14 protein-coding genes and 1 tRNA gene are annotated in these 19,876 nt (G+C 64.1%); 13 read left to right on the forward strand and 2 right to left on the reverse strand.

Going from position 1 to position 19,876, the window contains the following annotated elements; translation table 11 throughout:
* The first annotated feature begins 82 nt into the window (after positions 1 to 82).
* From A5906_RS02690 to A5906_RS02750, 12 genes are all read left to right on the forward strand, one after another.
* Positions 83 to 1,048 (forward strand): sensor histidine kinase, encoded by a 966-nt coding sequence (locus tag A5906_RS02690; protein WP_080134039.1) that lies wholly within the window; start codon positions 83 to 85, stop codon positions 1,046 to 1,048.
* Positions 1,049 to 1,255: 207 nt separating this feature from the next.
* Positions 1,256 to 2,986, forward strand: a complete 1,731-nt coding sequence (locus A5906_RS02695; RefSeq protein ID WP_080133700.1) for a putative bifunctional diguanylate cyclase/phosphodiesterase — start codon at positions 1,256 to 1,258, stop codon at positions 2,984 to 2,986.
* Between the two features lie 118 nt (positions 2,987 to 3,104).
* Entirely contained in the window at positions 3,105 to 4,547 is a 1,443-nt protein-coding gene (locus tag A5906_RS02700) for a sigma-54 interaction domain-containing protein (protein WP_080133701.1), read from the forward strand.
* 196 nt (positions 4,548 to 4,743) lie between these two features.
* Positions 4,744 to 6,054: an MFS transporter gene (locus tag A5906_RS02705; protein WP_245326564.1), complete on the forward strand. Its 1,311-nt coding sequence runs from the start codon at positions 4,744 to 4,746 to the stop codon at positions 6,052 to 6,054.
* Positions 6,055 to 6,176: 122 nt separating this feature from the next.
* Complete coding sequence (locus A5906_RS02710; protein ID WP_080133703.1) at positions 6,177 to 8,213, forward strand: acyl CoA:acetate/3-ketoacid CoA transferase; 2,037 nt, start codon at positions 6,177 to 6,179, stop codon at positions 8,211 to 8,213.
* Positions 8,214 to 8,320: 107 nt separating this feature from the next.
* The gene (locus A5906_RS02715; RefSeq protein ID WP_080134040.1) at positions 8,321 to 9,505 is read left to right on the forward strand and encodes a substrate-binding domain-containing protein; all 1,185 of its coding nucleotides are present in this window, start codon (positions 8,321 to 8,323) and stop codon (positions 9,503 to 9,505) included.
* 164 nt (positions 9,506 to 9,669) lie between these two features.
* A complete protein-coding gene (locus tag A5906_RS02725) occupies positions 9,670 to 10,446 on the forward strand; it encodes an ABC transporter ATP-binding protein (protein ID WP_080133704.1) in 777 nt (258 codons plus the stop codon).
* Entirely contained in the window at positions 10,443 to 11,165 is a 723-nt protein-coding gene (locus A5906_RS02730; RefSeq protein WP_080133705.1) for a branched-chain amino acid ABC transporter ATP-binding protein, read from the forward strand. The genes A5906_RS02725 and A5906_RS02730 overlap by 4 nt, the downstream gene beginning before the upstream one ends.
* A complete protein-coding gene (locus A5906_RS02735; protein WP_080133706.1) occupies positions 11,162 to 12,172 on the forward strand; it encodes a branched-chain amino acid ABC transporter permease in 1,011 nt (336 codons plus the stop codon). Before A5906_RS02730 ends, A5906_RS02735 begins: the two co-directional genes overlap by 4 nt.
* Complete coding sequence (locus tag A5906_RS02740) at positions 12,169 to 13,254, forward strand: branched-chain amino acid ABC transporter permease (protein WP_186465144.1); 1,086 nt, start codon at positions 12,169 to 12,171, stop codon at positions 13,252 to 13,254. The genes A5906_RS02735 and A5906_RS02740 overlap by 4 nt, the downstream gene beginning before the upstream one ends.
* A gap of 174 nt (positions 13,255 to 13,428) precedes the next feature.
* Positions 13,429 to 16,539 (forward strand): bifunctional diguanylate cyclase/phosphodiesterase, encoded by a 3,111-nt coding sequence (locus tag A5906_RS02745; protein WP_080133708.1) that lies wholly within the window; start codon positions 13,429 to 13,431, stop codon positions 16,537 to 16,539.
* Between the two features lie 211 nt (positions 16,540 to 16,750).
* Positions 16,751 to 16,827: transfer RNA gene (locus tag A5906_RS02750), tRNA-Arg, on the forward strand.
* A gap of 55 nt (positions 16,828 to 16,882) precedes the next feature.
* On the opposite strand, the gene A5906_RS02755 is transcribed toward A5906_RS02750, so the two are convergent.
* On the reverse strand, positions 16,883 to 17,977 hold the full coding sequence (locus A5906_RS02755) for a hypothetical protein (protein WP_080133709.1): 1,095 nt from the start codon (positions 17,975 to 17,977) through the stop codon (positions 16,883 to 16,885).
* 316 nt (positions 17,978 to 18,293) lie between these two features.
* The gene (locus A5906_RS02760; RefSeq protein ID WP_080133710.1) at positions 18,294 to 18,503 is read right to left on the reverse strand and encodes a hypothetical protein; all 210 of its coding nucleotides are present in this window, start codon (positions 18,501 to 18,503) and stop codon (positions 18,294 to 18,296) included.
* Positions 18,504 to 18,721: 218 nt separating this feature from the next.
* On the opposite strand from A5906_RS02760, the gene dinB reads away from it, so the two are divergent.
* On the forward strand, positions 18,722 to 19,822 hold the full coding sequence (dinB, locus tag A5906_RS02765; protein ID WP_080133711.1) for a DNA polymerase IV: 1,101 nt from the start codon (positions 18,722 to 18,724) through the stop codon (positions 19,820 to 19,822).
* The last annotated feature ends 54 nt before the right edge of the window (positions 19,823 to 19,876 follow it).

Genomic DNA, 19,876 nt, shown 5'->3' on the forward strand with positions numbered 1-19,876 from the left:
CCGCTTCCGACAAGGCAAGCTTTGCTTGCGCGTCCGACATGCGTAACATTCAAGGCGGATGCACGTCGCAACCGGGCTGCGCATGGAGAGGCTGATCGAGGAGTTCCGCAAGGGCTGGCAGGGCGTGGCACCTCCGTCGCTCGGCCTGAGCATCGCCTTTGCGATCGCCTGCCTGCTGGTTGCGACGCTGGCGCGCTGGGGCCTCGCGTATGTCCGGCCCGACGTCTACTTCACCCCCTATTTTCCGGCCGTGTTCTTTGCTGCCGCTTTCGGCGGTTTCCGGATCGGCATCGTGACCGCGATCGTCGGCGGCGTGCTCGGCGTCGTCGTGAATTTCGGCGATGCCTTTGCCGATCGCGCGCGCTTTGCCCTGCTGGCTCTGTACTGGGCGGTCTGCGCGCTCACCATCTGGGGTGTCGAGCACTATCGCACGCTGCTGATGGAGCAGCGCCGGATCTCCAAACGCCTGACCGAGGAGGAAGACTATCGCAAGCTTCTGGTCGACGAGCTCCAGCACCGGCTGAAGAACAAGCTCTCGACCGTGCACGCCGTGATTCACCAGGTGCTGCACGACCAGCCGCAGGTCTGGGCCCGGATCGATCCGCGGCTGCGCTCGCTGGCCACGACCGATGACCTGATCTCGCGGATCGACAAGGGCGGCTGCGACATCCGCGACCTCTTGATCGCCGAGCTCGGGCCCTACGGCCATGTCCGCTTCACCCTCAACGGCGACCGGCTGTTCCTGCCGCCGAAGCTCGCGGTCACGCTGTCATTGATGTTTCACGAACTCGCCACCAATGCGGGAAAATACGGCGCGTTCTCCGCGCCGCGCGGACTGCTGCAGGTGTCGTGGACCGTCAGCGGCGACCGCCTGACCGTCACCTGGGACGAGACCGAGGGTCCGAGCATAGGCAAAGTGTCGCCGCCTGGCTTCGGCACCAAATTATTGAAGTCCGCGCTCGCCGCCTTCGACGGCAAGACCGAGGTCTCTTATCTGGAGACCGGTCTGCATTGCATCATGCAATGCCGCATCCCCAAAGGCGGCTAGACTCGAAACAAACGAAAGAGAAGCGCGAAGGTCACGCACGCTTTTCGCGCGTGAGATTGACGCTCTGTTAATGACGATTTTCTGCGCGCCGCATCGCCGCAAAACATCCCCGTATTTCTCCGCACTGCTTAACCAAACTTAAGAGGGAACTGCGCATGATAGCGTGCATTGCAAAGGCGCGCTGAACCAAGAAGATTCATGACTTCTATGAACGACAACAAATATTCCGGCGCGAGTGAAGCCGAACTCGGATTTCTCAAGGAAATCGTTAGAATGCTGCCGGCCGGCCTGACGGTGCAAGATGCCCATGGCGAGCTTCTGCTGGTTAACGATGCCGCAGCCGCCCAGCTCGGCATGGACGGCAGCCGTCCCTCGCCTGATCTTGCGCCGCGCCGCGAAGCCTGCCGCAAGGCGCTGAGCGCCGGCCAGCCCGTCGTCACCGAGGAAGCGCTTCACGACGGCGCCGCGCGCCAGGTGCTGCTCACGACCCATCTCCCCGTTCGCCTCGCCGGACGCGAGCTCCTGATCTCCGCCTCCTCCGACATCACCGAGCAGAAGAATTTCGAGGACCAGCTGTTCCGCTCGGCCTATTTCGACGAGCTGACCGGCCTGCCCTCGCGCCGCGTGATCGAACATCGCGCCAACAGCCTGCTCGCCCGCGATCGCGAACGATTCGCGCTCGCCTTTCTCGATGTCGACAATTTCAAACACATCAACGACTATTACGGCCACGCGGTGGGCGATGCGCTGCTGGTCGAGCTGTCGAAGCGGCTCGGGCGGGACCTGCGCGATTCCGACATGCTGTCGCGCATCTCCGGCGACGAATTCCTGCTGCTGCTCTCCCCGATCCAGAGCCAGGAGGAAGTCGCCGAGTTCATGCAATCGACGCTGGAGCGGCTGACCGCGCCGTTCTTCATCGACCATTCGGAGGTCTTCGCCTCGACCTCGGTCGGCATCAGCCTCTATCCCGACCACGGCCGCAGCTTCGAGACGCTGCGGCAGAACGCCGACATCGCGATGTACCGCATCAAGAACAACGGCAAGGGACTGGCCGCGTTCTTCGACGCGAGCATGGAGCGCGAAGCGCAGGCGCGAATCAAGGTCGAGCAGTCGCTGCGGCTCGCCATCCTGGAAAAGCGCTTCTGCTGCGCCTTCCAGTCCAAAGTCGACATCCGCACGCAGGCGGTGAAGGGCATCGAGGCCCTGGTGCGCCTGCGCGACGACGAAGGTGTGATCCAGGCGCCGGGCTCGTTCATCAACCTCGCCGGCGAGCTCGGACTGATCGACGAGCTGACCCACCTCGTGCTCGCCGAGATCGTCAAGTCGATCGACCTGATCAACGACACCTTCGGCGCGGAAGCGACCATCAGCATCAACGTCGCCGCCAAGCAGGCAGGCAACCCCGAGTTCATGCGCAGCTTTGCGCTCGCCCTGGAGGAAACCGGCTTTCCCCAGCGCTTCATGATCGAGGTGACGGAAGACGCCTTCGTCGCCAAGAATCATTTCCAGGCCGAGATCCTGCCGATGTTCCGCAAGCTCGGCGTCGGCATCTCGATCGACGATTTCGGCACCGGCTATTCCTCGCTCTCGGCACTCGCCGACATCACGGCGGACGAGATCAAGATCGACCGCTCCTTCATCACGGACATCCACAAGCGCCCGCGCAGCCAGGGCATTCTGCGCGCGATCGAGTCCTTGAGCGAAGCGCTAGGCATGACGGTGATCGCCGAAGGCCTCGAATCCTTCGAAGAGCTGGCTTATCTGCAGGCCGCGACCAAGATCCGCTACGCGCAGGGCTATTATTTCTCCCGCCCGATCTTCCTGGAGGAGCTGAAGCTCGCAACACCGGTCTCCAGCGAAGCCCGCGCCAGCGTGGCCAGCCGCCCGATGCAGCAGAACCGCCAGGGCTATTCGCGGGCGAGCGGGTATCGAAGGTAGGCCTCGCCAATCTTCGCCGGGACGACACCGGGAAAGGCCGCACTTCCGTCGACCGATTCCCCCTTTGAAATTGCTGGCCTTTTGGTAATACACAGGCGGGCTTCCCGCGAGGCACGCCATGTCCGTTCCCACTTCTGCCGTCAGCGATCCCGCCTATCTCCGCGCCCGCGCGATGGTGACGCTGTTCGAGCGGCTGGAGAACCTCTGCGAGGGCGCGATTGCGATCGATCGCGGTGGGCGCGTGGTCTACGTCAACGAGAAATATCTGGCCTCGCTCGGCCTCAGGCATACCGCGGAGGCAATCGGCCGGCCGATCGAGGAGATCATTCCGAACAGCCTGATGCGGAAGGTGGCCGAGACCGGCGAGCCGATCCTGCTCGACATCATGGAGCTCGGCGGCGAGCAGCTCGTGGTGACGCGCATGCCGATCGAGGACGAGAACCGGAAAGTCATCGGCGCGATCGGCTTCGTGCTGTACGACCATCTGGAGAGCCTGAAACCCCTGCTCGCCCGCGTCGCGCAGCTGGAGAGCGATTTGCGGCTGGCGCGACGGCAATTGTCCAACGCCCGCGCCGCGCGCTTCACCTTCGCCGATTTCGTCGGCACGACGCCCGCGATCGCCCAGGCCAAGGAGCTCGCGGGCCGCGCCGCGCGGCAGAGCGTAACGGTGCTGCTCACCGGCGAGACCGGAACGGGCAAGGAAATGCTGGCGCAGGCGATCCACAACGCCTCCTCCCGCGCCGACAAGCCGTTCGTCAGCGTCAACGTCGCCGCGATACCGGAAACGCTGATCGAGTCCGAATTCTTCGGGACCGCGCCCGGGGCCTATACCGGCGCCGACCGCAAAGGGCGCGAAGGCAAATTCCGGATCGCCGACGGCGGCACGCTGTTCCTCGACGAGATCGGCGAGATGCCGCTGCAGCTGCAGGCCAAGCTGCTGCGCGTGCTGCAGGAGCGCGAGATCGAGCCGCTCGGCTCGGACAAGATCAGCAAGGTCGACGTTCGCGTCATCGCCGCGACCAATGTGGATTTGCGCAAACGTGTCAGCGATGGCGCATTCCGGCCCGATCTCTATTATCGCCTCAACGTGCTCTCGGTGGACCTGCCGCCGCTGCGTCAGTGCCTCGACGATCTCCCCGACATCTGCGCCCGGCTGCTCGACGACATCAGCGCGTCCGGCGACTACGTCAAGGCCAAGATCACGCCGAGCGCGCTCGCCGCGCTCGCCCGTTATGACTGGCCGGGCAATGTCCGCGAGCTCCGCAACATCCTCGAGCGCGCGCTGATTCTCAGCGATTCCGGGCGGCTGACCGGCGACGATTTCGTCCGCATCCTCCCCGTCGGCACCGAGGTCAGGCTTGCACCGCCCGCGCGCCCGGCCGCAGCGGTGGTGCCCTATGCCGAGGCCGAGGCGGAGTTCGAGAAACACACGCTCGAGCAGGCACTCGCTGCCAGCAACGGCCAGATCTCGGAGGCCGCCAAGATGCTGCGCATCTCGCGCGCGACCTTCTACAAGAAGCTCGCAAAGTTCGGCCTCGCCACGGGACCGGCCTCCGTCTGAGTTTCGAGACTCGCTTTGTCCAGAGTCTCGGATTCCTGACACGCGATCTCGCCGCGCTTTCCCGAAGCCTTTGCTGAATCTGCTGGGTTTTCAGCCAATTTGCGCAAAGCTGTGGCATCTGGCGCGGACCTTGCTCTTCGCTTTTGCACAATGACGCATGCTGCACATGCGCATTCGCAACCAGGGAGGACGCAAGATGAGTGAAGCGATCTCGGTCCATCAGCTTCAGACGAGACAGCCCTCGCACGTCACGGTCGCCACCGCGAGCCTGATCGGCACGGCGATCGAGTGGTATGACTTCTTCCTCTACGGCACCGCCGCGGCGCTGATCTTCAACAAGCTGTTCTTTCCGACCTTCGACCCGATGATGGGCACGCTGCTGGCGTTCGCGACCTACGCGCTCGGATTCATCGCGCGCCCGCTCGGCGGCGTCGTGTTCGGGCATTACGGCGACAAGATCGGCCGCAAGACCATGCTCTATCTGACCTTGCTGATCATGGGCGCGGCGACCGCGGCGATCGGCTTCCTGCCGACCTACGAGACCGCCGGCATCTGGGCCGCGATCCTGCTCGTCACCTGCCGGCTGATCCAGGGCTTCGGTCTTGGCGGCGAATGGGGCGGCGCAGTGCTGATGGCGGTCGAGCACGCGCCCGCGGACAAGAAGGGTTTTTACGGCAGCTGGCCGCAACTCGGCGCGCCGCTCGGCCTCGTGCTCGGCACGCTGGTTTTCTCCGTGGTATCGGCGATGCTGACCGACGCGCAGCTCTATGCCTGGGGCTGGCGCATCCCGTTCCTGTTCTCGATCGCGCTGGTACTGGTCGGCCTGTGGATCCGCTTCACCATCGCGGAATCGCCGGAGTTCCAGAAGGTCAAGGACACCAAGCAGGAAGTGAAGATGCCGATCCTCGAGGCAATCAGGATGTATCCGAAGAACATCCTTCTCGCGATGGGCGCGCGCTTCGCCGAGAACGGCTTCTTCTACATCTACGCGACCTTCGTGCTCGCTTATGCCACGCAATCGCTCGGCATGAACAAGCAGGACATGCTCAACGGCGTCTTGATCGGCGCGGCGATCGAGACCTTCACCATCCCCGCCTTCGGCGCCCTCTCCGACCGGCTCGGGCGGCGGCCGATCTACATCTTCGGCGCGGTGTTCTCGGCGCTGATGTCGTTCCCGCTGTTCATGCTGCTCGCAACCAAGAACCCGCAATATGCCTGGATCGCGATCGTGCTCGGCCTCGCCGTCGGCCACGCCGCGATGTACGGGCCGCAGGCGAGCTTCCTGTCGGAGCTGTTCGGCACCAAGGTACGCTATAGCGGCGTCTCGCTCGGCTACAACCTCGCCTCGATCTTCGCCGGCGCGCTGTCGCCGCTGATCGCGACGGGATTGATGACGGCCTACGCGCCGGCGACCTGGCCGATCTCGCTCTACATGATCGCGCTGGCGCTCATCACCGTCGTCTCGGTCTATTTCGCCACCGAAACGCGCAAGGTCGCCCAGCCCTGAACGGGCTGAGCGCGGCCCCCGCGACGCCGGAGCGGCTGGTCGCCAGCCGCTCCACGCGATACGAATAGAGGCAAACGAGAAGAACGGGCATGCGGTCCGCAACAGACATGGGAGGGAATGCCATGAGCCAGCATCCTGCCTTGCCCTATTTGCGCAATGCCGAGAAGGGCAAAGTCGTCACGGCGGCGGAGGCCGTGATGCTGATCCGCGACGGCGACACGGTGGCCACCGGCGGCTTCGTCGGCATCGGCTTCGCCGAGGAGATCGCAATTGCACTGGAGGAGCTCTATCTTTCCAACGAGGGCGACGCGCCCTACACGCAAGGCAAGCCGCGCAACCTGACGCTGGTCTACGCGGCCGGCCAGGGCGACGGCAAGCATCGCGGCCTCAACCATTTCGCGCATGAAGGCCTGGTCCGGCGCGTGATCGGCGGACACTGGGGCCTTGCTCCCAAGCTGCAGCAGCTCGCTATCGCCAACCAGATCGAGGCCTATAACCTGCCGCAGGGCGTGATCACGCACCTGTTCCGCGACATCGCGGCGCGCCGGCCGGGCCACGTCACCCGCGTCGGCATGGGCACCTTCGTCGATCCCCGGCATGGCGGCGGCAAGCTGAACGCACGAACCACCGAGGACATGGTGGAGCTGATCACCCTGCGCGGCGAGGAGTGCCTGCTCTACAAAACGTTCCCGATCAATGTCGGGATCATCCGCGCCACGACCGGCGATCCCGACGGCAACCTCACCATGGAGAAGGAGGCGCTGACGCTGGAGGCGCTCGCCATTGCCATGGCGGCGCATAATTCCGGCGGCATCGTCATCGCCCAGGTCGAGCGCGTCGCCGAAAGCGGCAGCCTCAATCCGCGCCAGGTCAAGATTCCCGGCATCCTTGTCGACTGCGTCGTGGTGTCGAGGCCCGAGAACCACTGGCAGACCTTCGGCACGCAATACAATCCGGCGTTCTCGAGCGAGATCCGCGTCCGCGCCGCCTCCCTGCCGGCGATGCCGGTCAGCGAGCGCAAGATCATCGCCCGGCGCGCCGCGCTAGAACTCAAGGCCAACAGCGTCGTCAATCTCGGCATCGGCATGCCCGAAGGCATCGCCTCGGTCGCCAATGAAGAACGGATCATCGACCTCATCACGCTGACGGCGGAGCCGGGCGTGATCGGCGGCATCCCCGCAAGCGGAATCGATTTCGGCGCGGCGATCAACACCCAGGCGGTGATCGACCAGCCCTATCAGTTCGACTTCTACGACGGCGGCGGTCTCGACGCCGCCTTCCTTGGCCTCGCCCAGGTCGACCGCGCCGGCAATCTCAATGTCAGCAAGTTCGGGCCGAAGCTTGCGGGGGCCGGCGGCTTCATCAATATCAGCCAGAACGCCAAGGAGGTCGTCTTCGTCGGCACGTTCGGCGCGGGCAAGCAGCGCATCGCGGTGAACGACGGCAAGCTCGTCATTCTCGACGAAGCCAAGTCACGCAAGTTCGTCGACAAGGTCGAGCACGTCACCTTCAGCGGTCCGTTCGCCGCCGCGCGCAAGCAGCGCACGCTTTATGTCACCGAACGCTGCGTGCTCGAGCTCAGGCCGGACGGGCTCGAGCTCACCGAAGTCGCGCCCGGCATCGACATCGAGCGCGACATCCTGCGCCTGATGGACTTCAAGCCGCTGATCCCGCGCGACCCTGCCCTGATGGACGCCCGCATCTTCCGCGACGGCCCGATGGAGCTGCGCGAGCGCCTGCTCACGATCCCGCTCGACCAGCGCTTCACCCTGGACGAGCAGCAGAACCTGTTCTTCGTCAATCTGGAGCGTTACCCGCTGCGCAGCAAGGCCGAGATCGACACCATCGCCGCCATCGTCGAGGCGAGGCTCGCACCGCTCGGCCGCCGGGTCTACGCCATCGTCAACTATGACAATTTTTCCATCCTGCCGGAGCTGATGGACGACTATTCGGCCATGGTGCGCAGCCTGGTCGACCGCTTCTATTCCGGCGTATCGCGCTACACCACGTCGGGCTTCCTGCGCATCAAGCTCGGCGAAGCCTTGCAGAAGCGCGGCGTCGCGCCGCATATTTTCGAGAGCGCGGAGGAAGCGCAGTCGGATCGACGTCAGGCCGAGGGGGCCGCCGTATCGGGCACGGCGCGGCAAGCCCAAAAATGATGCATGCTCGAAAAGAGCCGACACGCTCGGCCAGAGGTTCAATTGCAATGTTCGTAGTGTTGTGCAAATCGCTGTTGCCGAGAAACGTTGAATCGGGAGGGACCATCGTGCGTCGATCATTCATCATAACAACAACCATCCTTGCTCTTGCCGCGAGTACCTCCGCACGGGCCGACGACCTCAAGGTCGCGCTGATCTACGGCAAGACCGGTCCACTGGAAGCCTATGCCAAGCAGACCGAGACCGGCCTGCAGATGGGTTTCGAATACGCCACCAAGGGCACCATGACGCTCGACGGCCGCAAGATCGTCGTCATCACCAAGGATGACCAGGGCAAGCCGGACCTTTCCAAGGCCGCGCTCGCGGAAGCCTATCAGGACGACAAGGCCGACATCGCGATCGGCACGACCTCGTCGGCTGCGGCGCTGGCGATTCTCCCGGTCGCCGAAGAGAACAAGAAGATCCTGATCGTCGAGCCCGCCGTCGCGGACCAGATTACCGGGGAGAAGTGGAATCGCTACATCTTCCGCACCGCGCGCAATTCCTCGCAGGACGCGATCTCCAACGCGGTCGCGATCGGCAAGCAGGGCGTCACCGTGGCGACGCTGGCACAGGACTACGCCTTCGGCCGCGACGGCGTCGCCGCCTTCAAGGAGGCGCTGGCCAAGACCGGCGCGACGCTCGCTGCGGAAGAATATGCCCCGACCTCGACCACCGACTTCACCGCCGTCGGCCAGCGCCTGTTCGACGCGCTCAAGGACAAGCCGGGCCGCAAGATCATCTGGGTGATCTGGGCCGGCGCGGGCAATCCGCTGGCAAAACTGCAGGACATGGATCCGAAGCGTTACGGCATCGAGCTCTCCACCGGCGGCAACATCCTGCCGGCGCTCGCCGCCTATAAGGGCCTGCCCGGCATGGAAGGCGCGACCTATTACTTCTACGACATCCCGAAGAACCCGGTGAACGACTGGCTGGTCGCCGAGCACCAGAAGCGCTTCAACGCGCCGCCGGACTTCTTCACCGCGGGCGGCTTCGCGGCCGCGATGTCCGTCGTCGCCGCCGTCACCAAGGCGAAGTCCACCGACACCGAGAAGCTGATCACGGCGATGGAAGGCCTGGAGTTCGATACGCCGAAGGGCAAGATGGTGTTCCGCAAAGAAGACCATCAGGCGCTGCAGAGCATGTATCACTTCAAGGTCAAGGTCGATCCGAACGTCGCCTGGGCCGTGCTCGAGCCGGTGCGCGAGCTGAAGATCGAGGACATGGACGTTCCGGTCAAGAACAAGCGGTGATCGCTTCACCTCTCTCGCGTGCGGGAGAGGCCGGGACAGGGTTCTCACCTCTTGGGGGTTCTCGCCCGCGGAGACACCCTCTCCCCAGCCCTCCCCCGCAAGCGGGGGAGGGAGCGCAGCGCGATCGCAGATACAGCTCCATCCAAACTCGATCGAAACATCGGATGTCTCTCACTCTTGAAACCCGCGACCTCACCATCCGCTTCGGCGGGCATGTCGCGGTCAACAACGTCACCTGCAGCTTTCGCCCGGGCGAGCTCACCGCCATCGTCGGGCCGAACGGCGCCGGCAAGACCACCTATTTCAATCTGATCTCGGGCCAACTGCGCGCCACCAGCGGCAGCATCCTGTTCGACGGCACCGACATCACCCAGCACTCCGCGCCGCTGCGCACCCGTGCGGGTCTCGGGCGCGCGTTCCAACTGACAAATCTCTTTCCGAACCTCACCGTGGAGGAGAACGTCCGCCTCGCGGTGCAGGCTGCCAGCGGCACGCATTACGACATGCTGCGGCCCTGGATGGTGCGCGGTGATCTCATCGCGCGCGCCGACGCCATCCTCGACCAGGTCGCGCTCGGCAATCGCCGCGGCGTCGCCGCGACCGCGCTGTCGCATGGCGACCAGCGCAAGCTCGAGGTCGCGCTGATGATCGCGCTGGAGCCGAAGGTTTTCATGTTCGACGAGCCGACTGCCGGCATGAGCATCGACGAGGTGCCTGTCGTGCTCAACCTGATCGCGCAGCTCAAGCAGGACAGGAGCAAGATCATCCTGCTGGTCGAGCACAAGATGGATGTGGTGCGCTCGCTCGCCGACCGCATCATCGTGCTGCATAACGGACAACTCGTTGCAGATGGGCCGCCGGCCGAGGTGATCGCCTCGCCGATCGTGCAGGAAGCCTATCTCGGCGTCGCACCCAAGAGCACTGCAGAGAGCGCAGCATGAGCGATCTGTTGAAACTCTCCGGCGTGCACACCCATATCGGGCGCTATCACATCCTCCAGGGCATCGATCTCACTGTGCCGCAAGGACAGGTCACGATGCTGCTCGGCCGTAACGGCGCCGGCAAGACCACGACGCTGCGCACCATCATGGGCCTGTGGCAGGCCTCATCAGGCGAGATCACCCTCGCCGGCGAGCACATCGAGAGCCGCACGACGCCTGACATCGCGCGGCGCGGCGTCGGTTACGTGCCGGAGAGCATGGCGGTGTTCTCCGACCTCACGGTGAAGGAGAATCTGGTGCTCGCAGCCCGCGACGGGCCGCTCGATGATGCCCAGCTCGACTGGATCTTCGGCTTCTTCCCGGCGCTGCGCCGGTTCTGGCTGTCCCGCGCGGGAAGCCTCTCGGGCGGGCAAAAACAAATGTTGTCCATCGCCCGCGCGATCATCGAGCCGCGCAAGCTGCTGCTGATCGACGAGCCGACCAAGGGGCTGGCGCCGGCCATCGTCATGGCGCTGATCGAGTGCCTGAAGGAGATCAAGCGCAAGGGCGCGACGATCCTTCTGGTCGAGCAGAATTTCTTTGCCGCCCGCGAGCTCGGCGACAGCGTGCTGGTGATGGACAACGGCACCATCGTTCATCGCGGCGAAATGGCGGCGCTCGCCGCCGACGTGCCGCTGCAGGAGCGGCTGCTCGGCCTGAGCCTGGAGGCGCATCAGTGACTGACCTTGCCGCAAACGATCCGCTGCCGAAGCCGAAGCGCGACATCGCGCCGGTGCTGCTGCCGATCGCACTCGCCCTGCTGATGATCCCGCTGATCGGATCGACCAGCTCCTGGCTGACCTTGACCGCCGCGAGCCTCGCCATGGGCATGATGATCTTCATCATGGCTTCGGGCCTGACGCTGGTGTTCGGCCTGATGGACGTGCTCAATTTCGGCCACGGCGCCTTCATCGCCGTCGGCGCCTATGTCGCAACCCTGGTGCTGGCGCCGTTCGCGGCGTCGATCCAGGCCGATTCGCTCTGGATGAACCTCGCGGTGCTTGCCCCGGCCGCGCTGCTCTCGATGGCCGTCTCCGGTGCGCTCGGCCTGATCGTCGAGCGCGTGCTGATCCTGCCGGTCTATGGCCAGCATCTGAAGCAGATCCTCATGACCACGGGCGGGCTGATCGTCGCCGAACAGACGCTCTATGCACTGTGGGGACCCCAGATCATCCCGATGCCGCTGCCGGCCTCGCTGCGCGGCTCCTTCATCCTCGGCGATGTCGCGATCGCCAAATACCGCGTGCTGGCGATGCTGATCGGGCTCGCCGTCTTCATCGCGATCCAGCTCGTGCTCAACCGCACCAAGCTCGGCCTCCTGATCCGCGCCGGCGTCGAGAACCGCGAGATGGTCGAGGCGCTCGGCTATCGCATCCGCCGCCTGTTCCTCGGCGTGTTCATGACGGGATCGGCGCTGGCCGGCCTCGGCGGCGTGATGTGGGCGCTCTATCGCGAGCAGGTGCACGCCTCCATGAGCGACGACCTCACCGTCTTGATCTTCATCGTCGTCATCATCGGCGGCCTGGGGTCGATCGGCGGCTGCTTCATCGGCGCGATCCTCGTCGCCATGGTCGCCAATTACGGCGGCTTCCTGGTGCCGAAACTCGCCCTCGTCTCCAACATCCTGCTGATGGTCGCCATTCTGATGTGGCGGCCGCGCGGCCTCTATGCGGTGACCAGCCGATGATGATCCTCTCCGGCGATCCGCCGCGCAGCCGCGTCCTCACGCTCCTCCTCGTCCTCATCATCCTGGCGCTGGCGGCGACGCCGTTCCTGTTTCCGGGCGCCAAGGCGCTCAATGTCGCGGCCAAGATCTGCGTGTTCGCCGCGCTGGTCGCGTCCTACGACCTCTTGCTCGGCTATACCGGCTCGGTGTCGTTCGCCCACACGATGTTCTACGGCATCGGCAGCTATGCCGTCGCCATCGCGCTTTACGGCATGGGTCCCAATTGGACCGCGGTCGCGACCGGCATCGTCATCGGCCTGCCGCTCGCGGCCCTGCTCGCGCTCGCCATCGGCCTGTTCTCGCTGCGGGTGGCCGCGATCTTCTTTGCCATGATCACGCTCGCTGTCGCCTCCGCCTTCCAGGTGCTGGCCTCGCAGCTGTCCTGGCTCACCGGCGGCGAGGACGGGCGCAGCTTCCAACTGCCCGAACTGCTCCGGCCGGGCACGGTGCTGATCTCGAAAAACATGTTCGGCTTCGAGGTCAACGGCCGCATCCTGACCTTCTATCTGGTGTTCGCGATCTCGGCCCTGATGATCCTCGGGCTGCTGCGCGTCGTGAACTCGCCGTTCGGGCGCGTGCTGCAGGCGATCCGCGAGAACCGCTTCCGCGCCGAGGCGCTCGGCTTCCGCACCGTCTTCCATCTGACCTACGCGAACTGCCTTGCGGCGCTCGTCGCCGCCAGCGCCGGCATTTTGAACGCGCTGTGGCTGCGCTATGCGGGTCCCGACACCTCGCTCAGCTTCTCCATCATGCTGGACATCCTGCTGATGGTGGTGATCGGCGGCATGGGCACGATCTACGGCGCGATCATCGGCGCCACCATCTTTATCCTCGCGCAAAACTATCTGCAGTCGCTGATGGGCGTTGCCTCCAAGGCCGCCTCGGAAGCCGGCCTGCCGCTGCTGCCGGGCCTCCTGCATCCCGACCGCTGGCTGCTGTGGCTCGGGCTGCTCTTCATTGCCAGTGTCTATTTTTTCCCGACCGGCGTGGTCGGACGATTGCGCCATGGCGGCGGCAAGAAAACTGCAGACGCCTCGCATTAAGCATTGATTAATGATGCAGCGCAGCGGCTGCCTCGGGCGCAATGCAACCGCGACGTGCTTCGCGCCCAGCGGCACGCGGCCGCGGCAGCGCAACCTGATTAATGCTTAGGTAACTGGTTTTCCTAAGGTTTGGGCCATTTGTGCGGTGTATTCGTGTTTCTCCAGGGAGGGGGAATGCGCCAGGTCTTTTCCACGATGGCAGCCGGAATGTCCCAAGCCGTGAAAAACGGCTGGGCGGCCTTGGCGCGTCGTGGCCCTGTTCTATGGTTGACCCTGAGCGGTGTGTTGCTGGTCGCGGGCATCTTCGCCGTGACCGCCATGGCCGTCGGCGAATTCCGCGAGCGGACCCTGGCCAATCGCGAACGCGAGCTGGAAAACACGGTGCAGCTGATCGCGCGGCACTTCGATCAGCAATTTGAAGACTCCGATGTCATTGCCGCCGATCTGATCGGGCAGATGAACCTGCCGGAGATCACCTCGCCCGCGATGTTCCGCGAGCGCATGTCGGGCCTTGCGGCGAACCAGATGCTGCGGAGCAAGGTCAGCTCCGTATCCTATCTCGGCGACATCGCGATCTACGATGCCGACGGAGAACTCATCAACTGGTCGCGGGCCCAGCCGCTGCCCAAGATCAATATTTCCTCGCGCACCTATTTCCAGACGCTCAGATCCGATCCGATGGCCGAGCCGGTCATCCTGGAATCGGTCCGCAGCTTCATCATCGGCAAATGGACCACGGTCGTCGCGCGCCGGCTCAACGGCACCGATGGCACCTTCTTCGGCGCGATGGTCCGGCGGATCGATCCGGACAGCTACCGGAACTATTTCGCATCCGTGGCGCTTGCCGAGGGCACGGCGATCTCGCTGTTCGACCGCGAAGGCAAGATGCTGGCGCGCTACCCGCATGTCGAGGAGCTGATCGGCAGGAGCTTCAAGGATGCACCGCTGATGCGGAAGGTGCTGGCCAGGGGCGGTCAGCACACGCTTCGCGTCACCAGCCCGATCGATCGCGAGGAGCGGCTCGGCTCGGCGGCGTCGCTGACGCATTTCCCGCTGGTCATCGTCGCCACCAACACCACGGCTGCGGCGCTTGCGGACTGGCGGCAGCAGACCAGCTTCATGGTCACCACAGCGGCGCTTTCGGCCGTTGTGATCGCGCTGATGCTCTATCTGATCATTCGCCAGATCAACCGCCAGAACCGCGAGGCCCAGGAGCGGATCGAGGCGGAACGGCTACGGCTCGACACCGCCCTCAACAACATGTCGCAAGGATTGGTCCTGTACGACGCTGCCGGCTACATCGTCACTTGCAACCGCCGTTACGCCGACATGTTCGGCCTCTCCCACGACATCATCAAGCCCGGCTGTCACATCCTCGAGGCGATGCATCACCGCAAGGAACGCGGCATGTACGACGGCGACGTCGAGAAGTTTTGCGCCGACCTCATGAGAGGCGTCGCCGAAAGCAAGGTCGCCACGCTGACTCATCAGCTGGCCGACGGCCGCGCCTTCCAGGTCATCAACACCCCGCTCGCGCAGGGCGGGTGGGTCGCTACCATCGAAGACATCACCGAGCGTCGCAACCTGGAACAGGAGCGCGATCGCAACTACACTTTCTTGCGTGAGATCATCGACCATATCCCGTCGCGAATCTCCGTGAAGGACGCCCGCACGCGGCGCTACCTCCTGGCCAACCGGGTGGCCGAGGAACAGCTCGCCGAATCCACCGGGACGATCGTCGGCAAGACCGCGTTCGACCTCTACCCCACGGCGACCGCCGAGATCATCACCCGGGACGACGACAGGCTCCTGCAGTCGCCGGACGGACTATTCCTCGATGAGCACATCTGGAATACCCCGACCGTCGGACGGCGCTACATCACATCGCGGCGGATCGGCATCCGCGACAAGTCCGGCGAGCCGCGCTTCATCATCAACGTCGTCGAGGACGTCACCGAGCGGCGGCGCGACCACGAGAAGATCGCGCACATGGCGCATTACGATGCGCTGACCGATCTGCCGAACCGCACGCTGTTCCGCGAGCAGATCGAGCGCGAGCTGGCGAAGGTCGCGAGCGGCGCGCAGTTCGCGCTGCTCTATATCGACGTCGACGAGTTCAAGGGCATCAACGATTCGCTCGGCCATCACGTCGGCGACGAGCTGCTGAAGGCGATTGCGACCCGCCTGCGCGGCTGCCTCAAGAAGGCCGATCTGATCGCGCGGCTCGGCGGCGATGAATTCGCGGTGATCCAGACCGCGGTCCAGTCCTCCGCTGACGTGCTGTCCTTCGTGACGCGGATCTACGAGGCGATCCGCCAGCCCTATCACTGCCTCGGCCACCAGCTCTCCACCGACGCGAGCATCGGCATCGCGCTGGCGCCGCAGGACGGGGCCGATCTCGACCAGCTCATCAAGAATGCCGACCTCGCAATGTACGGCGCCAAGGCTTCAGGCCGCCGCACCCACCGCTTCTTCGAGCCGGAGATGGACGCCAGCGCCAAGGCGCGCCTGACCATGGAGCAGGACCTGCGCCAGGCCCTGGTGAACGGCGGCTTCGAGATCCACTATCAGCCGCTGGTCGATCTGCGCTCGGGCGAGGTCTCGGGCTGCGAGGCACTGCTGCGCTGGCGGCATCCCGATCGCGGCATGGTGTCGCCGGCGGAGTTCATCCCGATCGCCGAAGACACCGGCCTGATCAACGAGCTCGGCGACTGGGTGCTGCGCATGGCCTGCAACGAAGCCGCGACCTGGCCGGCGCATATACGGGTTGCGGTCAACGTCTCGCCGGTGCAGCTCAAATGCGACACGCTGGCGCTCAGGATCGCCAGCGCGCTCGCCGCCTCGGGGCTCAGTCCCTCGCGGCTCGAGCTCGAGATCACCGAGGCCGTGCTGATCCGCGACGACGAGGCCGCGCTCTCGATCCTGCACCAGCTCCGTTCGATCGGCGTGCGCATCGCGCTCGACGATTTCGGCACGGGCTATTCCTCGCTCAGCTATCTCAAGCGTTTCCCGTTCGACAAGATCAAGATCGACCGCTGTTTCGTCGCCGACATCGCGGAAACGAGCGGCGCACCCGTCATCGTTCAAGCCGTGGTGAACATCGCCGCCGCCAGCAACATGACCACCGTCGCCGAAGGCGTCGAGACCGAGGCCCAGCGCGAGATGCTGCGTAACCTCGGCTGCACCCAGATGCAGGGCTATCTGTTCAGCGCGCCGAAGCCGGCCACCGAGGTGCGAAAACTGTTTGGCCGCGGTGATGCCGCACCCGTGGCCGCGGTGGCCTGAGATGGCGAAGCCGGGCAAGCCGTCGGCCAGGGCCGCCGACACCGCGAATTCCTGTGCCGCAACCGCGCCATCCGCGCCGAAACGGTGCCGGCCGCGTCGCGGCCCTCGGCCGGGCGGCGGTTCCTGGCCCTTTCCGGCGCAAATCAGCCCAGCGCATCGCGACGAGAAGCGGTTGCCCACCCCGCGCCAATCGGCTAAATGACCTCCATTAGCACCCGTAGCTCAGCTGGATAGAGCGTTGCCCTCCGAAGGCAAAGGTCACACGTTCGAATCGTGTCGGGTGCGCCATTTGCGTACGACGGCGCCCGGCGCGCCCGTCCAGTATCCTTCGCCGATTTGATCCTCAGTTTTGCTTCGGCAAGGTATTTACGCCCTTGTCATTGAGGCATTTCTTCTTGTCTTTGTCCAAAAGACATCCCGGCCCTGGCGCCGATACAGGAAGCGGCTGTTTTTCTATGACCGCGGGTGTTGTCGTGGGCGCAGCTTCGATCGCCGATGACGTTGGTTTCAAGATCCAGCTCACAGCAATCGTATACGCACCGGACTGAATGGTCTCCTGACCGCTTATGGAGCCTGTCGAGGGCAACGGAATGTCTGCGAAGTTCAATTCGGCGAGGTCGCTCCCGAGGATTCTCAATCTGCCGTTATTCTTTGTCAGGGGTGCAAATATGCTGCGGATATCGATCGTCGTGTTCGCCTCGGCCAAGAAGCGCAGATGGATGTTGTAAGTCTTGTCCTTTGTGTTCACGCTGATCTTGGTGCCGCAGAAATCGTTGGTGTCGTTCGTCTTTTCGAGAACGGGAAGGGTAGCATCTCCGGCGATCTCCCCGTTGATGTCGAACCAGCCTTTGACGGAATCCAGCTCTCTTCCTTTGAGGCGGTCCCTCACGCGGACATAGCCACTCCCAACGCACCCGTGCTGATTGCGCACATCCGCAACGAACGGTGTGTTGAAATCGACAAACCTCGTCAAATCAGGTTTCACGGTCGCCGTCGGCGGCTTGAAGTTTTTCGCGCTCGCCAGCGCCGCCGATTGCGCGCAAGCCTGCATTTGCCGCTCGCAGGCAGCGGATTCCCCGCAGGCCTCGAATTTCTGTGCGCATGCAGCTATCGCGTTGCCCATCCCGGCCATATCCGTTTTGGTCAGGCCGCTCTGCGCGAGCATGGCGTCGGCCGCTTTATTTTGGGCTTCCAAGTCCTTCTGGACCATGCCGTTGTATTCGGTTGCCACCAACGGAATTTCCACGTGGGCCTCGCGGCTATAGTCGAAATCACGCCAGGGCTTCGCTTCCTTACCCTGAAAAGACTTGTTCGGATCGTCGTGATGACCGGTCACCTGGACCTTTACATCCAGAATTCCTGACTTGGGGAGATCTTGTGCCGTGGCGGAAAGGGACATCAAACCCGTGAAAACAAGGCTCAGCGCTGCGCGTTGCATGTATCCTCTGATGCTGATGATTTGTGCTGTCGAATGAATGCCAAAAGCGACATCGCTCAGACCATGCGAACGCTTCCGGCCGCTAGTCAGTGCCGGACATCACACTCAACGTGGCCGCGGTTGCCGCGGGATGGCATGGGCGTCCGCACAATTGCTGACCGCCGCGGGACCTTGCTCGGATGACAGCAAGAGCGGCCCCATCGCGAGGGCGAGCGCAATGGCCAACGACTGATCTTGCGAGACCTCGGGAACGATTCAGGTCATCCTGAGACCTTGAAGGTCGAACCCGCACAGATGGGCGCGACTCAACCGGCGCTCACGTCAGCATCGCGATGATCGCCTGGATCTGGTCGGAGGCGGACGCCACCAGCCCGTCATAGGACGTCTGACCATGCGCGGCAGCCTTCAGGATTGATTCGGCGACGGCTGCTTTCAGGCCGAAGACCGATTGATGGGCCGGCACGCTCGCCATCACGGTCTCGAGTGCCCGGCGCATTGTCTGAACGAGCTCGAAGCTGTACTGCATGGGCTGTCCTCCGCACGCCCATATGGGACCAGATCCCAAGGCTTGCCACTCACAAGGGCGAGATTGCTCTTTGAACCCGTCGAGACTGAACGCCTCAATTCAAACGTCAGATGGCCGCATTGGGCACGCCGGAAAACGCGACTGCGGCGACGACGAACAACGACACCTGACGCATCCATCACCTCGCGCTTCGCTTTGCGTGACTGTATCATCCCTGCATGAGCGATTCCGACACGGTGACGGGCGACGCCTCGCCCGTGCGCAAGATCATCCATATCGACATGGATGCTTTCTATGCGTCCGTGGAGCAGCGCGACAATCCGGAGCTGCGTGGCAAGCCGGTCGCGGTCGGAGGCTCCGCCGAACGCGGCGTCGTTGCGGCCGCGAGCTATGAGGCGCGCAAGTTCGGCGTTCGCTCGGCGATGCCGTCGGTGACGGCGCGGCGGCAATGCCCCGACCTGATCTTCGTCAGGCCGCGCTTCGAGGTCTACAAGGCGATCTCGAGGCAAATCCGCGAGATCTTTGCCGAGCACACGCCGATCATCGAGCCGCTCTCTCTCGACGAAGCCTATCTCGACGTGACCGAAAACCTGCAAGGCATCCCGCTGGCGCGGGACATCGCCTTGCTGATCCGGAAGAAGATCAAGGCCGAGACAGGCCTCAACGCCTCGGCCGGCGTCTCCTACAACAAGTTTCTGGCCAAGCTTGCCTCCGATCATCGCAAGCCCAACGGCCAGTTCGTGATCTCCCCGGAGATGGGACCTTCCTTCGTCGAGACGCTGCCCGTGGGCAAGTTCCACGGCATCGGTCCGGCAACGGCTGCGAAGATGAACGCGCTCGGCCTGTTTACGGGCCTCGACATCCGCAACCAGTCGCTGGAGTTCATGAACGCGAATTTCGGCAAGTCGGGTGCGTATTACTACTGGATCTCGCGCGGCGTCGACGAGCGGCCGGTCCGGGCCAACCGGATCCGCAAGTCGATCGGGGCGGAGACCACCTTCTCGACCGACCTCGACGCATTCGACGCGCTGGTCGCCGAGCTCAAGCCGCTCGTCGACAAGGTCTGGCGCCATTGCGAGACGACCGGCAACCGCGGCCGCACCGTCACCCTGAAGATCAAGTTCGCCGACTTCGAGATCATCACGCGCAGCAGGTCGGTCCCGGCAGCGGTTGCCGGCCGGGACGAACTGGCGCGGCTGGCTTGTGGCCTGCTCAAGGTCGAAATGCCGCTGCCCAAGCGCGTCAGGCTACTGGGCGTGTCGCTGTCCTCCCTGCAGGACGGGGACGATGCCGAGCCGCAGCTCACTCTGGGCATCTGAGCGAGGCTGATGGTGACGGATTTTGTAAATCCGTCACCGACGAAAGTGCCGGTC

Source organism: Bradyrhizobium sacchari, assembly GCF_002068095.1.
Taxonomy (GTDB): Bacteria; Pseudomonadota; Alphaproteobacteria; order Rhizobiales; family Xanthobacteraceae; genus Bradyrhizobium; species Bradyrhizobium sacchari.

Coding starts and splice junctions, on each gene's coding strand:
- A5906_RS02690 (WP_080134039.1), top strand. CDS start 83: ATGGAGAGGCTGATCGAGGAGTTCCGCAAGGGCTGGCAGGGCGTGGCA.
- A5906_RS02695 (WP_080133700.1), top strand. CDS start 1,256: ATGAACGACAACAAATATTCCGGCGCGAGTGAAGCCGAACTCGGATTT.
- A5906_RS02700 (WP_080133701.1), top strand. CDS start 3,105: ATGTCCGTTCCCACTTCTGCCGTCAGCGATCCCGCCTATCTCCGCGCC.
- A5906_RS02705 (WP_245326564.1), top strand. CDS start 4,744: ATGAGTGAAGCGATCTCGGTCCATCAGCTTCAGACGAGACAGCCCTCG.
- A5906_RS02710 (WP_080133703.1), top strand. CDS start 6,177: ATGAGCCAGCATCCTGCCTTGCCCTATTTGCGCAATGCCGAGAAGGGC.
- A5906_RS02725 (WP_080133704.1), top strand. CDS start 9,670: ATGTCTCTCACTCTTGAAACCCGCGACCTCACCATCCGCTTCGGCGGG.
- A5906_RS02730 (WP_080133705.1), top strand. CDS start 10,443: ATGAGCGATCTGTTGAAACTCTCCGGCGTGCACACCCATATCGGGCGC.
- A5906_RS02740 (WP_186465144.1), top strand. CDS start 12,169: ATGATGATCCTCTCCGGCGATCCGCCGCGCAGCCGCGTCCTCACGCTC.
- A5906_RS02745 (WP_080133708.1), top strand. CDS start 13,429: ATGCGCCAGGTCTTTTCCACGATGGCAGCCGGAATGTCCCAAGCCGTG.
- A5906_RS02755 (WP_080133709.1), bottom strand. CDS start 17,977: ATGCAACGCGCAGCGCTGAGCCTTGTTTTCACGGGTTTGATGTCCCTT.
- A5906_RS02760 (WP_080133710.1), bottom strand. CDS start 18,503: ATGCAGTACAGCTTCGAGCTCGTTCAGACAATGCGCCGGGCACTCGAG.
- dinB (WP_080133711.1), top strand. CDS start 18,722: ATGAGCGATTCCGACACGGTGACGGGCGACGCCTCGCCCGTGCGCAAG.